The 16130-nt window shown below is 48.0% G+C and carries 16 protein-coding genes; all 16 read right to left on the reverse strand.

Annotated elements, in window-relative coordinates:
* Positions 1 to 4 precede the first annotated feature (4 nt).
* The 16 genes from fliL to ACI955_RS11350 all read right to left on the reverse strand — a co-directional run bounded on the left by fliL (position 5) and on the right by ACI955_RS11350 (position 15952).
* Positions 5 to 475 (reverse strand): flagellar basal body-associated protein FliL, encoded by a 471-nt coding sequence (fliL, locus tag ACI955_RS11275; protein WP_415243837.1) that lies wholly within the window; start codon positions 473 to 475, stop codon positions 5 to 7.
* A gap of 407 nt (positions 476 to 882) precedes the next feature.
* Positions 883 to 1998, reverse strand: coding sequence for a flagellar hook-length control protein FliK (locus tag ACI955_RS11280; protein ID WP_415243838.1), 1116 nt, complete (start codon positions 1996 to 1998; stop codon positions 883 to 885).
* A gap of 146 nt (positions 1999 to 2144) precedes the next feature.
* Positions 2145 to 2606 (reverse strand): flagellar export protein FliJ, encoded by a 462-nt coding sequence (gene fliJ, locus ACI955_RS11285; protein ID WP_415243839.1) that lies wholly within the window; start codon positions 2604 to 2606, stop codon positions 2145 to 2147.
* Between the two features lie 65 nt (positions 2607 to 2671).
* Positions 2672 to 4012, reverse strand: coding sequence for a flagellar protein export ATPase FliI (gene fliI, locus ACI955_RS11290; protein WP_415243840.1), 1341 nt, complete (start codon positions 4010 to 4012; stop codon positions 2672 to 2674).
* Positions 4013 to 4054: 42 nt separating this feature from the next.
* Positions 4055 to 4771, reverse strand: a complete 717-nt coding sequence (locus ACI955_RS11295) for a FliH/SctL family protein (protein WP_415243841.1) — start codon at positions 4769 to 4771, stop codon at positions 4055 to 4057.
* A 66-nt stretch (positions 4772 to 4837) separates the two neighbouring features.
* On the reverse strand, positions 4838 to 5860 hold the full coding sequence (gene fliG / locus ACI955_RS11300) for a flagellar motor switch protein FliG (protein ID WP_415243842.1): 1023 nt from the start codon (positions 5858 to 5860) through the stop codon (positions 4838 to 4840).
* Entirely contained in the window at positions 5847 to 7478 is a 1632-nt protein-coding gene (gene fliF / locus ACI955_RS11305) for a flagellar basal-body MS-ring/collar protein FliF (protein ID WP_415243843.1), read from the reverse strand. The genes fliG and fliF overlap by 14 nt, the downstream gene beginning before the upstream one ends.
* Before the next feature lie 39 nt (positions 7479 to 7517).
* Positions 7518 to 7865, reverse strand: coding sequence for a flagellar hook-basal body complex protein FliE (gene fliE, locus ACI955_RS11310; RefSeq protein ID WP_415243844.1), 348 nt, complete (start codon positions 7863 to 7865; stop codon positions 7518 to 7520).
* Positions 7866 to 7876: 11 nt separating this feature from the next.
* Complete coding sequence (locus ACI955_RS11315; protein WP_415243845.1) at positions 7877 to 8875, reverse strand: sigma-54 interaction domain-containing protein; 999 nt, start codon at positions 8873 to 8875, stop codon at positions 7877 to 7879.
* Positions 8876 to 9361: 486 nt separating this feature from the next.
* Positions 9362 to 10456: a sigma-54 interaction domain-containing protein gene (locus ACI955_RS11320; RefSeq protein ID WP_415243846.1), complete on the reverse strand. Its 1095-nt coding sequence runs from the start codon at positions 10454 to 10456 to the stop codon at positions 9362 to 9364.
* A gap of 218 nt (positions 10457 to 10674) precedes the next feature.
* Positions 10675 to 11022, reverse strand: coding sequence for a hypothetical protein (locus ACI955_RS11325; protein ID WP_415243847.1), 348 nt, complete (start codon positions 11020 to 11022; stop codon positions 10675 to 10677).
* Positions 11023 to 11110: 88 nt separating this feature from the next.
* On the reverse strand, positions 11111 to 11545 hold the full coding sequence (gene fliS / locus ACI955_RS11330; RefSeq protein ID WP_415243848.1) for a flagellar export chaperone FliS: 435 nt from the start codon (positions 11543 to 11545) through the stop codon (positions 11111 to 11113).
* A 100-nt stretch (positions 11546 to 11645) separates the two neighbouring features.
* Complete coding sequence (gene fliD, locus ACI955_RS11335) at positions 11646 to 13046, reverse strand: flagellar filament capping protein FliD (protein WP_415243849.1); 1401 nt, start codon at positions 13044 to 13046, stop codon at positions 11646 to 11648.
* A gap of 162 nt (positions 13047 to 13208) precedes the next feature.
* Entirely contained in the window at positions 13209 to 13706 is a 498-nt protein-coding gene (locus ACI955_RS11340; protein ID WP_415243850.1) for a flagellar protein FlaG, read from the reverse strand.
* Positions 13707 to 13847: 141 nt separating this feature from the next.
* Positions 13848 to 15242, reverse strand: coding sequence for a flagellin (locus ACI955_RS11345; RefSeq protein WP_415243851.1), 1395 nt, complete (start codon positions 15240 to 15242; stop codon positions 13848 to 13850).
* Positions 15243 to 15643: 401 nt separating this feature from the next.
* On the reverse strand, positions 15644 to 15952 hold the full coding sequence (locus tag ACI955_RS11350; RefSeq protein WP_415243852.1) for a hypothetical protein: 309 nt from the start codon (positions 15950 to 15952) through the stop codon (positions 15644 to 15646).
* Positions 15953 to 16130: the final 178 nt, after the last annotated feature.

Below are 16130 nucleotides of genomic sequence, written 5' to 3' on the forward strand. Positions count from 1 at the left end.
ATCCTCACTGAATCACAAACTTGGTGAAGTAAACGGCCTCGACGCCATCTTTTCCTGACTCTGACGTCAGTACCTTGTTAATCGCAACAAGTGCTTCACTCTGAAGTCCCTGACGCTGCTCGGCAGTGGCTATGGCATCTCTGTCTAGCTTGCTAAATAACATCAGTAAGTCATTGCGAATGCGCGGCTCATATTGCTCAATGCGCGAGAAAACATCATCTTTACGAGACATTAAGTCGATTTCCACCATCAGAAAGCGAATACCGCGTTCATTCTGCAAATTAACAACAAAGGATGGCGCCATACTGAAATACATTGGCTCTTTCTTTGTAATTACCGCGTCGCCAACAGGCTTACCGTCGGCACCAACAGCAACCGGCACTGGTTCAGCTTCATGCATAAAAAACCAGGTACCGCCCGCAGCGGCAATCAACACCACGACCCCTACCGCAATAATAATAATTTTCTTATTCATACCTATTCCTAATTTTTTTTTGCCAAAAATCAGCATTCTAATAAGGTTACAGCAAAGCTCATGCCAACCAAAAAATAGCTTAAACAACAATATGTTATGAAAATAATTTGGGAGAACGACAATAATTTGGCGCTCGCGGCTGAACACAGAGCCACTGTAGCAATACAGAGAAATCAGGCCATTAGTAATAACCACAGCTTGAATACGCGCATATAACTTTTGAGCGAGGGAGGGAAAATCGAGAGACGCAGATCGCATGGCGAATTCTGCTGAAAAGTTGACCTAGTAAATAACGGGGTAGGCGCACCTATAAGTATTGGCAGACCTAATAAACTCGGTTTTTGTTAGTTTCAGAACGTAAATATTGACAAGCAATAATGACGTCATTAAGAGGACTCAAGCATAGCTTAAGCGTAGTAATCGACGCCGCTGTTTTGCAGTATCACGGTCGCATTCTGTAACCCTGAGGAACTGCCATCGTCATCGCCACCGACGCCATTTTCACCAAGACTCTGTTGGTTAATGCCATTGCGAGCGTCATTGTCCGCACCAGAACGATCACCCGCAGATTGTCCTGTAAACTGTTGAGCACTGCCATTTAAATTTGGATTGTGACTGACTTTAACGTCTTCTAGACGCAAACCTTGATTTTCCATACCGCTATGCAAGCGCGGCATCATCTTTTCCATAAGATCGGAAGTATCTTTATGCTGGGTTTGGATCTGTACAGAGGTTGTATCCCCCTGTATAGACAATTGGATATGGATGCTACCGAGCTCAGCCGGACGAAGTTGCAGGGTAGCACTGTGCACGCCATTCCCCCCCATCCACGAAATTTTGGCAGCCATCGCCTGTGACCACGCAGGATCAGTCAAAGCATTTTGAGTTACCGTTAAATTAACCGGCGCACGCGCCGCGTTAGTGTCTGAGCTTCGCGTCGGCGCGGCAGACAAGAGATCAAGGACCGCGGTCAAATCAGCTTTTAATTCTATTGGCTGAACAGTGGCCTTCACAGTTGGTAGCGAACTAGCCGCCGAACTTAGCTGCATTGCAGTGGCAAAACCCGTGGTGGGTTTGCTTAAATCACTGCCGGTAGGTACTTGATTAGAAACTATCGAGGCGGACTGCCTAAACCAGTCAATCTGCGACTGCTGCAAAGTCACTAGGACATCGCCCTCATCACTATCTTCTTGAAGTGCAACACTGCTTAATAATTCGCTAGACTCAAGCGTAGAAAGCGGCAAACCCTGTCCGCCTTCTGGCATCAATTTACCGCCAAAGCTTACATCGGCTAAAGAATCGGAAAATATATCCATCTCAGCACTAAGCCGCTGATCAACCGTCATTTCGGTTGACTCAGCGCTAGCAATATCTTTACTTGGGGTCGCGCCTTGCGCGGTGCTCAGCAACTGATTAAATGGTGTACTTAGCTGAGCACCATCACTAACTCCCGTGCTGCTCAGAGCAGTTGTCTTTGCACTGCCGTCTACTTTAGGAAGCGCTGGACTAATACTATTCTGCATCGTGTATGACCTGTTTGTTACGTCTAGAAAATGTAACTCACTTATGGCTAAATCGGTTTACAAATTCTATTTATGTACGCCAAACTAAATAATCTAACGTAATATATGTGGCGAAATGTTTGTAGTCATATATTTATAGGCAATATTTATGCCATCGCGTTATTTTGGCGCATAGCCCAAACAAAGCGCTGACTACTTAGATCATCTGCTATCCGTTGTTCATTAGCGTCCGCTTCGCATAGCTCTTGATGAACATAGCGTTCAGTGAGTTTTTGCATACTCATTGCACGGCGGCGACAGTCCATCCAATGTTTGCGAGCAGTATTCATGGCAAGCTCGGTCTTACACACTATTTCGTGCTGCTGGGTAATCGCAGTGGCTAACTTGGCCATAAACGCGCGGGATTCTTGTAAGCGGTTTATATCTAAAAACTCATCACGCGGATTGCGGCTAGCATCAACATATTCTTGATAATATTGCTTTAGTTCCGCTAATTTATTTTTCTGAGCTTCATAGTGTCGCTGACTCTTAGAAAACTTATCGGCCTGTTCCCGCTCGTCCCGCTCAGCAATGCTGTTGACGGTTTGCATACGTTTGGATTTTTTCATTCTCAGGTCTCTTACTACGTCACTGCGAAAATGCTGTTGCGGTGGGTGCCGCGCCTACGAATTGATTATTTATCTAGCAAGACACTTAACTGATCTAGTGAACTATCAAAGCCCTCAGACTCGTCATAGGGCTGCTGTAAAAACTTCACCATACGAGGCCATGCCGATACTGCCTCGTCTAGACGAGCATCACTGCCCGGTTGGTATGCTCCGATCGTAATCAGATCTTTATTCTGCTGGTAGAGCGAATACATCTGCCGAAAGTAGCGAACCTGATCTTGATGGCTTTTGTCGGTGACATCGTTCATGGCTCGACTCACTGACCGCTCAATATCTATAGCTGGAAAATGCCCAGCATCGGCAAGTGCCCGCGACAAGACCACATGCCCATCTAGTATCGCCCTAGCTGAATCGACAATCGGATCATTCTGATCATCGCCCTCGGCAAGCACGGTATAAAACGCGGTAATTGATCCACCGCCTGCCGCGCCATTACCCGCTCGTTCGACCAAGGCTGGTAAGCGCGCAAATACCGATGGCGGATACCCTTTGGTCGCCGGCGGCTCACCCGTTGCCAGCGCAACCTCACGTTGAGCTTGAGCGAAACGAGTGAGAGAATCCATAAGTAGTAACACCTGCTTGCCCTGATCACGGAAGTGTTCGGCGATAGATGTTGCTAGCCAAGCACCTCGCATACGCATGAGTGGCGGGTGATCTGCGGGCGTGGCAATTACCACCGCGCGCTTCATATCTTCTGTACCTAAAATACTGTCAATGAATTCTTTTACTTCTCTGCCACGCTCACCAATAAGACCCACTACCACCACATCGGCTTCGGTGAATCGAGTCATCATGCCTAGCAGTACGCTTTTACCCACACCACTACCTGCAAAGAGGCCAAGTCGCTGTCCGCGTCCTACTGTGAGTAAGGCGTTGATAGAGCGCACGCCAACATCCAGCGGCTCGCGTATAGGCTGACGTAACAAGGGGTTTATCGGTACCCCTGATATTGAGCGTGTTTGACTGCACTGCAGTGGGCCTTTGCCGTCTAAGGGTCTCGCTGCGCCATCTAGCACCCGCCCCAAGAGACCGTCCCCAACGGGGAAATCTGAGCCCTTTTCAATAGGTATCACTCGGGCATTTGGCATTACCCCGCGTAATTCACCCGTAGGCATTAATAAGATTTTGTCTGTGGCAAAACCAACCACCTCAGTTTCTAACCATTCGCCATCAGCCGCTTCCACCAGACAGTAACCACCCACTGGCGCCTTGCAACCCACTGCCTCCAGCATAGTGCCAACCACACGTTTAAGCTGGCCTTCGACCACCGGCCGGTCCGCACCACTGAGACGTTGACGATACTGAGCGAATTTTGCCGTCAGTTCGCCGCGAGCTGATACTGTCATAAACACTTACTCTTATTCTGCAATAGTATTGCTGGGATGTACTCAGCCATTGGCAGGCGTTAATTCCGTTTGCTCACCTAACATTTCGGCGGTGATTCGCTGCAGTCGAGTTTCAAGCTCCTCGTCAATACGCGAACAGTCAGTGCTGATACGGCATCCGCCGCGACTCACGCTAGGGTCTTCTAGGAGAATCCACGACGATTCGATTGGCTCGCCGTGCTCCACCGCCAGCTCGCGCAATACATCAACATCGGCGGGGTTAAGATAAATATTTAAATCACCGCTAGTGAGCGGTAAGGCCTCGATGGCCTGATGTACCAGGTTTTCGATCAACTCCGGCCGAACACTCAACTCATGTCGCAAAAGTTGACGAGACAAGGTTAGGGTCATGGCCAATAATTCACGTTCTAGCTCCGTGTCCACCCATTTTTGCGGCTCGCGCAAGGCTGCCATTGCCAGTTGTAGTTGCTGGCTTTGTTCGGCAAGTATGCGCTTAGCCTCGGCGTGCCCCTCTGCAAGCCCTTGCTCGAAGCCCTGTTTTTTTGCGGCTTCGCGGGCAAGATCCGCTTCGTTGGGAATGTCGCCATGAGGCGATGATTGTTTTTTCGCTGCAGCCGTGTTGGCTGCCGCACCGCTAACCCGCGGTGGCACCCACGTTTGATACCCTCGCTCATCAACCGTGCTCTTCACAGGCGGCTCTTGGGCTTGCGCATCCGCGGGTACAACGCGGGGACTGAAGACCTGAAAGATATCTGGCATATTAGCTTCCTAATTCGCTATAACACGCAAGGTGACGGCGAGACTAATCGACACCAAACAACACCATTAAACGTAGTCATCGCCACCACCTCGACCCAAGTCAATTTGACCAGCATCTGCGAGCTTTCTTGCCACCGCCAATATATCCTTCTGGGCAGCTTCAACATCGCTTAGCTTCACCGGACCGCGTGACTCCATGTCTTCAAGCAACATCTCGCGAGCACGTTTAGACATGTTTCCTAAGATCTTCTCACGCACCTGCTCATCGGCGCCTTTAAGTGCCATTGGCAGCACGTCGGAACCGACTTCGCGCAACAGTAATTGAATGCCCTTGTCAGGAATATTGATGAGATTCCCGAATACAAACATCAGGTCTTGGATGCGATCAGAGAGGGATTGATTCTCTTTGGCGACCACCTCCAGAATGCGAGTTTCAGAATCGGGGTCTAAGCCATTCATAATGCCTGCAACGGTCTTGGCACCATCAATTTTACGGTTTTTAAAGGTCGCGGTAACAGATAGCTTTTTCTTGAGCACAGTCTGTAATTGCCGCATGGCTGACTGGGGAATGGTTTGCATATTGGCAATACGCATCACAATATCGTCTTGTAGTGCCGGCGGCATTTGTTTGAGTACCGCAACTGCCTGAGCCTGATCCATATGCGCCATGGTAATGGCGATAATCTGCGGGTGCTCATCCTGCATCATGTGAAGCAATGCCTCTGGCTCCAACCAGCGCAGGGAACTCATTTCCTGGGTTTCTTCGTCGCCGAGAACCCGATCAGCTAAGGTACTGCCTTTTTGATCACCTAAGGTTGAGGTAAATAATTTGCGCACGTAGCCGTGCACACCCACACCTAGGGACGTCTCCTGATGCAAGGCGCTACGGAATTCATCTACGACTGCCTCGGCCAAACGATTGTCTACACTGCGAATGGACGCCATTGCAGTGCCGATTCGCTCCACCTCGTGAGGTTCTACAAATTTTAGCACCTTGGACGCTTGCTCTTCACCGAGCATCAGCAAGAATAAAGCTGCCTTCTCGCTGCCGCTACCGCCGGAATTCGTCGCCATCTCAGGATTTGCCATTTTCTTCTGCCACCCATTTTTTCATTACTTGAGCAACCCGTTGCGGATTTTCATCCACCACCGAGCGCGCCTCAGTCATCTTATCTTCAAAGCCCATACGTCCCGGTCCACCTAATGCGGCTAGTGCGGCGACCGCAGGATGCAATACGTCACCGCTAACATCCTTCTCTCCGCCATCTGTTAAGGCCTGAGGCGCAGCGTGCGCGGCGTTAACCTGAGCGCTCATTAAGGTCCGCATTCCGGGGCGCAGTATGGCGAAAATGATAAACAATACGCCTATACCAACCAACGACTGCTTAATTAGATTTGCAAACCACGGTTGCTCCCAAAAAGCCGTTTCCACCGTTTCCATTTCAATATTTTCTTGAGGTATAAAATCGGCAGAAACTACGGTGACTCGATCACCGCGGGTCGCGTCAAAACCGATAGCATCACGCACCAACAAATTCAGTTTTTCTAGCTCTACCGGTGATAATTCTACCAAGGTACTTTGACCTTCTGCATCTGTGCCTTGACGATTTGCCACCACCACGGCAACCGACAGACGACGAACCGTGCCAGTCGGTGTCGATGAATAATTCAGAATTCGCTCTATTTCGTAATTACGTACAATAGACCGGTTACCCGTATCCGCTGCGGCATCGTTATTCCCTGCGTCGTTAGTTGGTGGCTGGTTACTTAAAGCCCCAGGAATACCACTGGCATTGGCATTCACATCACCGCTCATCTGCTCATTTATCTGCTCGCTGCGAACCACCTTGCTTTCAGGACTCCAGCTTTCGCGACTTTGCTCAGCACTGGAAAAATCAATATCTGCGGCCACTTTGACCCGCACTTGACCAGCGTCGGCCAAGGGCCCCAATAACTCTTCAATATTTCTCTGATAGGCCTCTTCAATACGCTGGCGATAAGTAAATTGACGCGAGCTTAGCCCCAGGTCGTCCTGGTCGTCCTGAGAAGACAGTTGCTGCCCCTGCTGGTCGACTACAGTAACTTGCTCTGGTGATAAACCGGTGATACTTGACGCTACCAGATTCACAATAGCTCCCACATTTTGCTTGTCGATAATGCTGCCGGGGAACACATCTAACATGATTGACGCACTAGCCGCTTTGCGGTCACGAACAAATACTGATTGCTTGGGAATGGCCAAATGAACCCGCGCCTTGCGCACTTGATGCATACTTTCAATCGTTCGACCCAACTCCTGCTCTAAGGCGTAATGAAATTTCTTAGACTGCATAAATTCACTAACACCAAAGCCTTGTTCCTGCTCTAGCATGGCCATACCAGACCCATCGCGCATCACGCCCTGGCCAGCAAGTTTGATACGCGCGTCATGCAGCTGCTTCGTTGGCACCATGATAGACCCAGTACCATCTTCAATTTTATAAGGGATACCCGCAGCAGTTAGTGCATCGACAACGCCTGCGGCCCGCTGGGGCTCAACATTGGCGTATAAAGTGCGGTAATCGCTACCCTGCGACCACATTACTGCCGCCACACCGACAGCAACACTGGCAGCAATTCCCACCAATATAAGTAATTGCCGCAGAACGTCATTACCTGCCAGTTGCGCCAACAAATTGGCGGGGGGGTTTGCTTTAGTTTCGGCCATGATGATTCTCCACCGTCACGATTACGCTGATAGCTGACATTACATCGACATCCTCATCACTTCTTGGTAAGCCTCTACAAATTTATTGCGCACTTCTACCATAGCTTTAAAACTAACCGAAGACTTCTCCGAGCTAACCATCACCTCGGTCAAACTCACATCTGGGTCTCCGCGCTCGAAGGCGTTACGCAGTGCACCTGCGCTTTTCTGGGTATCGTTTACGGAATCAATGGACTGCTTAAGTACCGAGCCAAAATCAACTTTCGGCGTACCACCCACATTTATAGCGCCCAGGCTATTTGCACCACCTTCTGGTCCAGAGATCCCAGGTTGGTCGCGAAGTGAGCGAATCTGAGTGAGAATTTGATCTACGCGCATATCTGACATGTCTCTACTCCTTAACCGGCGATATAACGTTGTTCACGCAAGCGTGCGAGCTTGTAGCGCAAAGTGCGTGGGCTAATACCGAGGATTTCAGCTGCCTCTTTTTTAGATCGCCCCATTTGGAGGGCATCCGTTATAACGCGGCGCTCTTGATCCCGCATGTATCCACCTAGTACCCCGCCGCTATCACTGGGCTGCACCTCGCCCACCGTATTCGCGGCAGCAACACGATCAAAGTGCTCGTCAAAATCACTGACAAACCTCAATCCAGTTTCAAATTGAATATCTCTTTCGGTAATGATGTCTTCCTGCCTCAAAATTAAAGCGCGCTGAATCACGTTATCCAGTTCGCGAACATTACCAGGCCATGCATAGGCCAATAATTTATGAATCACCTCTTCATTCAACATGGAAGACGGATCACGGACACTGCTATCGCGAGCCAAAAAGTGATACGCCAGTGGCAAAATATCGCCGCGACGCTCGGCAAGACTGGGGACGAGTAAAGGAAAAACATTTAGGCGATAAAACAAATCCTCACGAAACTCACCTTCGCGAACTGCTGCGCGAACATCTTGATTGCTCGTTGCAATAACCCGCACATCAAGTTTTAGCGTTTTTCTGCTACCTAAACGCTCTAGCTCACGTTCCTGCAATACCCGCAATAGTTTGCTTTGCAGGCCGAGGTCCATCTCAGAAATTTCGTCAAGTAATAAAGTTCCTCCCTGAGCCTGCTCAAACTTACCTGTATGGCTACTAATAGCGCCGGTAAACGCGCCTTTTTCATAGCCGAACAGCATGGCTTCAAGCATATTTTCTGGAATTGCTGCGCAATTCAAAGCGATAAATGGCGCTTCGGAACGGCGCGACTGACTGTGAATAAAACGTGCATAAACTTCTTTGCCAGCGCCACTCGGACCACATATCAATACGGTCGCATCCGTCTTAGCAACGCGAGATGCGAGCTCTTGTACTGATTTTGATGCCTTGTCGGCTATAATTAAATCAGCCATTTTTAACGACCTCCATAAGTCGCGCTGCTGTCCGCAGCCAGACGTTTTGCAATCGATAATTCCGCAAGTAGACGTTGCGTGGCGTACGTTATTTCCCGATGACAGAAATCTAAGCAACGACTATCGATAAGTTTTTTGTTTCCATTGAAACTATTGTTCACAAATTTATCTTTTGTCATCGCTGCAGGCCCACACCAGTTACTTTACAAATATAAAGCAATCGCCATGCCACTATATAAAATCTATTATAAACAAGCACTTAGATTAAAAATGGATGTTTGTGACGGTTTTTTGGCGAGCTATTTTTGGCGCCAATTACAAGAATATTAAAGAAGTAAAAGATGAAATTATTTTGTGTCTTAAATCAACTTATTATTAACGTTAGTTTTTAATATATTGGAGTTTAAACAACACAGAGAGGTATTACGGCAAGATACTTATTATTCTAGGGCCTAGCTGATAAGCAGGCGGAGCAATCATAGCAGATTACAAGACACCCAATTTCTTCATTTTCTCAGCTAGAGTGGTACGCTGCAGGCCCAGAAGCTGGGCTGCTCGGGTAATCACACCCTGTTCTTTACGCAGGGCTTCGGAGATAAACCACTGTTCGATATCTTGTAAATACGATTTTAAATCAATGCCATCTTCGGGTAGCGGCGGCTTACCATTGTTAGTCTGTACTGACACGGCTACGTCGAGATCATCACTACAGGGACGCGCTAGCAGAGATGTCATCAAAGCATCTTGATCTTCACGCTCTTCATCAATAGCAGAGTCAACCATACCCATAGTGCGAAAGCGCTTAGGCAAATCGTTCATACCTACAAGTTTGCCGGCATGGGTAATCGCTAAACGTTCCATCAAATTTTCTAGCTCGCGGATATTTCCTGGCCAGCCATATACTTTTAAGGCGCGCAAGGCACTAGAAGAGAATCGGGGAGTACGCATACCTTTAGCTTCGAGCTTTTCCATAAAAATGGACATCAAGGTCGAAATATCGTCGGTGTGATCTCTTAATGCCGGGACTTCGATAGGAAAAACATCTAAACGATAAAATAGATCTTCTCGAAAAGTACCCTCGGCCACCATCTCTTCTAAATTGCGGTGAGTAGCCGCTAGGATACGTACATTACACTTTTTGGTATCATTGCTGCCAACACGCTCAAAGCAGCGCTCTTGCAACACCCGCAGCAACTTAACCTGCATAGGCAGGCTCATATCACCAATTTCGTCGAGGAATAGAGTGCCACCTTCAGCCAGCTCAAAACGTCCCTGACGGGTAGCTATCGCCCCCGTGAACGCGCCCTTTTCATGGCCAAATAATTCACTTTCCAATAAGTCGGCGGGAATAGCGCCACAATTAACCGGAATAAAGGCTTTAGTTGCTCGAGGAGATGCATTGTGAATACGGCGTGCAACCACTTCTTTGCCGCTTCCAGATTCACCACGAATGAGTACTAAGGTGTCGAATGTCGCTACCTGAGAAATTAACTCATCAAGATCGCGCATCGCGCGTGACTCCAGTGTTTTTTTGGCAAGCCGATCATAGTCTTCAGTGATTAATCTATTATTGTGACGCATTGAAGGTTCACTCGTTCAATAAATATAGCGCCCAGCAAACGTTAGAACAGATAATCGCATTGCAAAATAGGCCCTTGAAACAATGCCGTGAGATCACTATGCATTGCCAGTGCCCCTATAATGCAAAATAAATAGGGTGGCTGTGTATACGTGGATGTCCTAGGTTATGGTGCGACAGCATTGCTGAAGGCACAATATAAGACATAAAGGCGGCGATTTTAGAAAGGACTATTGCTCAAATAGCGATCGACATTGCGAATATTTTGACACGATTGATTGGCCTCTTGGGTCATTGTGCCGCGCTGGCGATACAACATTTCGCTAACCAGCTTATCAACCAAAAGTATCTTTTCAATAACACTGGCTACGTCGCTGCTCTCAGCGGGAGTACAGGGCGTTGCAAAGAATTCATCCATTAATAGGCGGCGCCGGCGTTGCTCATTGAGCGCTGAAACCCAGTCATTGTTCTCTGCAAGCTCTTGAATATATTCAGTCAAGGACATCAGGGCCTGCAAGCTGCGCTGTCTGGCAATGAGCGCTGTAGGTATGCTTTCAATATTGTTCATTGTTCACCCTAGAGGCTGCTCCTGTCGTGGCGTGAACGCCACGAACAGAGCAAAGCAAAGCAAAGCAAAAATATACTCGATTTCACCATCACATTGTTGATGAGGATACACTTTCATGAACTTCGCCATTTTGTAGACCATGAGGTATGGCATCCCACGCCTCCTTTAACTCGCGCAACAAAGCCGACACTTCATCTAAACCCGTAACATCATTGTTAATATTGGCAAGTAAAAGACGACGATTCATATAATCGTATAGGTTTTCCAAATTATCACTCATCGCGGCGTCAATACTGTGATCTAAACTCATTCGCAAACCGTCGACTATCGACATAGCCCGATTTACCGCATTGACTTTTTGAGGCACTTCTCTACGTTGCATATGGCCCTTAGCGGTTGCCAGCCTATCAAGCGCACCATCCATTAAAAGCTGAACTAGGCGATGCGGCGTTGCTGCCGACACCCTCGACTGAGCCCCTACTGATGCATATGCTTGAGTCGCCCTACCTGCTGAATAGCTCATTTTTTTTCCTCTTGGTAAGCTTCGTTGCTTACCCCCATTGACGACTTTTCAGTCATTTTCTTTAGCGATTTATCGAGGTATTTATACTTACAAAAATTCACTACTTACCGTTTCTGAACACGACGCCAGGGAGATTGGCCAGCTGCAGCGTTAAAAAGTCACCCGTGGAGTTAAGCTGACCCAACAAGCTATCTAACGCGCTAAATTGGGCCTGATAGCGAGCCTCAATACCAATGATACGGGCCTCTAAGGCTTCACGCTGCTCACCTATACGCTCAACTTGGCTACTTAGGCCGGTGGTGCGACTTGATAAAATGCCGCCGCTAGCGGTAAGATTTTCAATTAAGCTGTCTAACCTAACCGCGTAGCCTGACTCACTTGAAAAAATACCGCTGAGCTTATCAAAGTCATCACTCATCACCGCGGCAAACTGCTGATCGTCTAGTACCAGCTTATTATTCTCGCCGGTGGTGATTCCCAATTCCGCTAGGGAGTCGAGCTCGGTTCCCAAACCACTAACGATTGTGCTCATTTCCCGGCGAAGCTGATTGGTAACGCTACGTGTCGCCGAATCGCCCTGCAGTAAGCCGGCTGTTTTTGTCTCAGGGTCATATGCCGTGAGATCGTTCAAGATGGTCGTTAAGCTATTATAATTGGTGACAAAGCCCTGAATGGCGCTTTTCACCGAGCGGCTATCAATTTGTATATTAAGGCTAAAACTTTCACCCGGCAGCGCTTTCTTAAGATCTAAGGTCACACCGTCGATCATGCCCTGTATTTCTGTATTCGAACTGGTTTGAGTAAAACCATCAACGATAACAATCGAATCCAAACCCGCCGTTTTCTCGACCATTGAACTCGTCTGAGTGCCTAAACTGGTATCGAAGGCCAGCTGGCTCAAATCACCACTGGCGCCGTTAGTAACGGCAATATTGACGATATTCTCCACCCCGGTTTTAGTCGCTGAGAACACCAAATGTGCGCCGTCTTGATCATTAATAATTGAGGCCGACACCCCGCTATTATCGACAGCAGAATTCACCGCATCACGGATATCCGCCAAGCTATCGGCCCCATCCACTACGGTCACCGAAAAAGACTCGCCATTAACTGTAAAGCTCAGATCACCGCTACCCACACTGGTGTCGCTATCGGTATACGCTTGAGATGCAATTTTTTGCCTGGTGGCTAACTGCGCTACTTCAACCGAATAACTACCCGGTGCGGCAAGCTCGGTGACCGCCGCTGAGAAGACCGTTGGGTCTTCTATGGAGGCGCTACGCTTGGTAAAGCTATCAGGGTTTGCTAGAGAACTAATGCTGGACTGAAAATTTGTAAGAGAAGATTTAAGTGAGCCAAACGCAGATAGTCGCGCCTGAATCAGCGCTTCTTTAGAATTTAGTCGCGATTCCACCGGACCGCGTTCCGCCGCAACTAATTGTTTAACGATGTTATTGATGTCGAGTCCTGAGCCTATGCCGGATGAGGTTATAGCTGCCATATTATTTACCTACCCGCCTCTTTCAACATTACATTGTGAATCAATACTGTATTATCGCCATAAACATATATACTTACTAACGTATAGAATATGTCTTTAAAAATTGTAAAACCACTCCTTATAATGCTCCATATCCAGTTTGTAATGCAGGTATCGCGCCAATCATGCCTGGTCGTCAATCAAACTACCGGTACCTTCAATAAACACTCGCGCCAAATCCAACAGCTCTTCAGGAGGAATTTGCCTGATGACCTCGCCAGATTCCGCGTGTATCACTTTCAGAACAGTTCGTCCGGTGTCTTCATCTACTGAAAACTCTAGGTCGCGCTCCCGATCTTTAAGCATTGCATTAAGTTTTGCGACGGCCTGTTCGGTGCGCTCAAGATTGCCCGGCGAACCAAATTCAGTGACAAGGGCAGCAACCATAAGACTTATCAGATCGCCTTGCATTATGGAGGAGGGTTTCTCTGCAGCGTCTTTTTTATCTGCTGCTAGCGGCAACTTAACGCCTATATTCTCTTGCTGAGGCAATACCTTGCCGGCTTGGGACTGACTAGCCAACACTGACACCTGGCCCATATTTGGCAAGGTATTCACGGCCTTGGGCGGCACGTTGGCGACTCCAGTCGCGATTACTTGTACATTTAAACTCGTGTCCATAATCTAACCTTTCACCCATTCAAACAGCTAATCGGAAAACACAAACAGGGCCAATTGGCCCTTAAGTCTCTCCTTTAACTCCCTTTTGGGGCCGACAAGTCCCACGCTCCAAGAGCGCGGGACATCATCGGGTTACGCTGCTTACTGCAGCAGACTTAAAGCCGCCTGTGGAAGCGCATTAGCCTGAGCAAGGATGGCAGTACCAGCCTGCTGCAGGATCTGTGCTTTGGTCAGGTTTGCAGTTTCTGCGGCAAAGTCAGCATCGAGAATTCGACCACGTGATGCTGTCAGGTTTTCAGAAATTGTCTGCAAGTTAGTGATAGTTGATTCAAAGCGATTTTGTACCGCACCGAACTCGCTCCGCAGGTTACTAACTGAATTCAATGCTGAGTCGATCCGTTGAATTGCATCGTTTGAGTTATCTACGGAAGATACCGACACCGAGGACAAGGTAGTTGTATCTTTTGCAACTGTGCCGTCAGCTACCCCAATGGTTGTGCCACCGACCACCGTGATGGTATCTGAAGATGATAGGGTCACAGTGCCGTAGCTTGTGTCATCACCAACACCACCAATAACTGTGGTCTCATCCAGCGCGATTTCACGACCATCAGCCGCAGTGAACACTACATCCGTACCCGATACGCTTGCCGTTACACCAGTTTCAACCGAATTTTGGTTTACGGTGTTTACAAAGGCGTCAATATCGATAGCCGCAGAGGCATCAGTACCCGCGTCGAAGACATCCACACCATTAATAGTCAGTGCGTAGGTGTCAGTTGCCGAGCCACCGATATCGGTGAATGCCAAGGTGCTTTCGTTAGCCGCTGTAGCACTCAAGCCAAACACACCAGCCGAGTTTATGGCCTCTGCTTTAGCAAAAGCACTCGCAGCAGTTTGACCCTCACCGTTACCCGCTACCGAAGGATCAATAACAACCGCTTCACCGGATCCGACTGCAATACTCAGTGTGCTTCCAGCAAGATCAGCAGACGTTACCGCACCATCGGTGCTCGCAATTTGGCCAATCTGATTAGATTTTACGCCGGTTGCCAGGTTGACACCGATAGTTTCACCAACGTTCGCCCCCACTTGGAAGCTAGCATTACCGAAGCTACCGTCGAGAAGCTTGGTACTGTTAAAGGAGGTTTGACTACCGATACGGTCAATTTCAGCTAGCCGTTGCTGCACTTCGGAATCCATTGCTTGGCGGTCAGAAGCAGAATATGTTGAGTTAGCAGATTGCACTGCCAATTCACGAATACGCTGCAAGTTGTTAGTGATTTCGTCGATGGCCGCTTCACCAGTTTGCGCTAGTGAAATACCGTCATTGGCGTTGCGAACGGCTTGATTCAAACCATTAATTTGAGTTGTGAAGCGGGTAGTGATCGCCAAGCCTGCGGCATCATCTTTTGCGCTATTAATACGCAGGCCAGTAGAAAGGCGCTGCAGCGAAGTACTCAAAGTCTCTTGCGACTTTTCCAAATTACGCTGCGCATTTAGTGACGCAACATTGGTGTTAATACTTAGGGCCATGGTAAATCTCCTTACTAACTATGCGGTATAAAGACTAAAAGTCTTTGATTAAGCACCAGCCAGATTGACTGTGATTTGCTTTCACCCCATGTAACGGTCTTCCGAGGAAGATCTTTAAGTTTATTTAGTAAGTAGATGTACGGATTTGGGTAAGTACTGAACATCGAAAACGGCTTTATTTGGCCGCTGCAAGTCCAAAAAACATTGGACTTTAGTTTTATCGACCCGATAATCGAAAACTAAAGTGACTCAAAACTCAAATATTACATATAACGCGTCATGATTTTAATCAGTCGCGCCCTACTACTCTTCTCATTCTCCGCGATCTAAAAATCCAAAGGCTTCCAAGAATCCCGACTATGCACCAGACATAAGGTGCAGGCGTGCTCCAAAGCGCCTTATCACCGACTATCGCCAAACTGACACCGAGTAATGCGAAGCCAAAACTCATCGTAGTAGCAACCGTCGCCATCAATAAGTTTTCCCGCTTTTTTAGTGATGAGAATAAATAGTGCAATCATCGCTATAATTGCAACGGACCCAAGGCGTCTAGAAAAATGGTGAAGCCATATAACCTCCGCAGGCAAATCGGCAGCAGATAAAGAAGGCAATACCATCGGTGCTCCGAGCAATTCATGAGCTACAAGTACCAGAACACATAATACAATGGCTGCCCCTAGGGGCTTGGATAGTTTATACGCTGTATTCAAGAAGTGATCTTCCCAATATTTCGCAGTGGACGCTGCGGTAGTAAGCGCACTATGGGACTCGTGGCTTGTTCCGCTGATTGTTATAGATAGCGCTAGCTATCGCAGGAGACAACAGTAGAACTATTAAAGCTAAGGTAGGTATACATAGCTAATTTTCGTTTTTTCCTACCCATAGATA

Origin of the sequence: Zhongshania sp. (assembly GCF_047636175.1) — a bacterium.
Taxonomy (GTDB): Bacteria; Pseudomonadota; Gammaproteobacteria; order Pseudomonadales; family Spongiibacteraceae; genus Spongiibacter.

Coding starts and splice junctions, on each gene's coding strand:
- fliL (WP_415243837.1), bottom strand. CDS start 475: ATGAATAAGAAAATTATTATTATTGCGGTAGGGGTCGTGGTGTTGATT.
- ACI955_RS11280 (WP_415243838.1), bottom strand. CDS start 1,998: ATGCAGAATAGTATTAGTCCAGCGCTTCCTAAAGTAGACGGCAGTGCA.
- fliJ (WP_415243839.1), bottom strand. CDS start 2,606: ATGAAAAAATCCAAACGTATGCAAACCGTCAACAGCATTGCTGAGCGG.
- fliI (WP_415243840.1), bottom strand. CDS start 4,012: ATGACAGTATCAGCTCGCGGCGAACTGACGGCAAAATTCGCTCAGTAT.
- ACI955_RS11295 (WP_415243841.1), bottom strand. CDS start 4,771: ATGCCAGATATCTTTCAGGTCTTCAGTCCCCGCGTTGTACCCGCGGAT.
- fliG (WP_415243842.1), bottom strand. CDS start 5,860: ATGGCAAATCCTGAGATGGCGACGAATTCCGGCGGTAGCGGCAGCGAG.
- fliF (WP_415243843.1), bottom strand. CDS start 7,478: ATGGCCGAAACTAAAGCAAACCCCCCCGCCAATTTGTTGGCGCAACTG.
- fliE (WP_415243844.1), bottom strand. CDS start 7,865: ATGTCAGATATGCGCGTAGATCAAATTCTCACTCAGATTCGCTCACTT.
- ACI955_RS11315 (WP_415243845.1), bottom strand. CDS start 8,875: ATGGCTGATTTAATTATAGCCGACAAGGCATCAAAATCAGTACAAGAG.
- ACI955_RS11320 (WP_415243846.1), bottom strand. CDS start 10,456: ATGCGTCACAATAATAGATTAATCACTGAAGACTATGATCGGCTTGCC.
- ACI955_RS11325 (WP_415243847.1), bottom strand. CDS start 11,022: ATGAACAATATTGAAAGCATACCTACAGCGCTCATTGCCAGACAGCGC.
- fliS (WP_415243848.1), bottom strand. CDS start 11,545: ATGAGCTATTCAGCAGGTAGGGCGACTCAAGCATATGCATCAGTAGGG.
- fliD (WP_415243849.1), bottom strand. CDS start 13,046: ATGGCAGCTATAACCTCATCCGGCATAGGCTCAGGACTCGACATCAAT.
- ACI955_RS11340 (WP_415243850.1), bottom strand. CDS start 13,706: ATGGACACGAGTTTAAATGTACAAGTAATCGCGACTGGAGTCGCCAAC.
- ACI955_RS11345 (WP_415243851.1), bottom strand. CDS start 15,242: ATGGCCCTAAGTATTAACACCAATGTTGCGTCACTAAATGCGCAGCGT.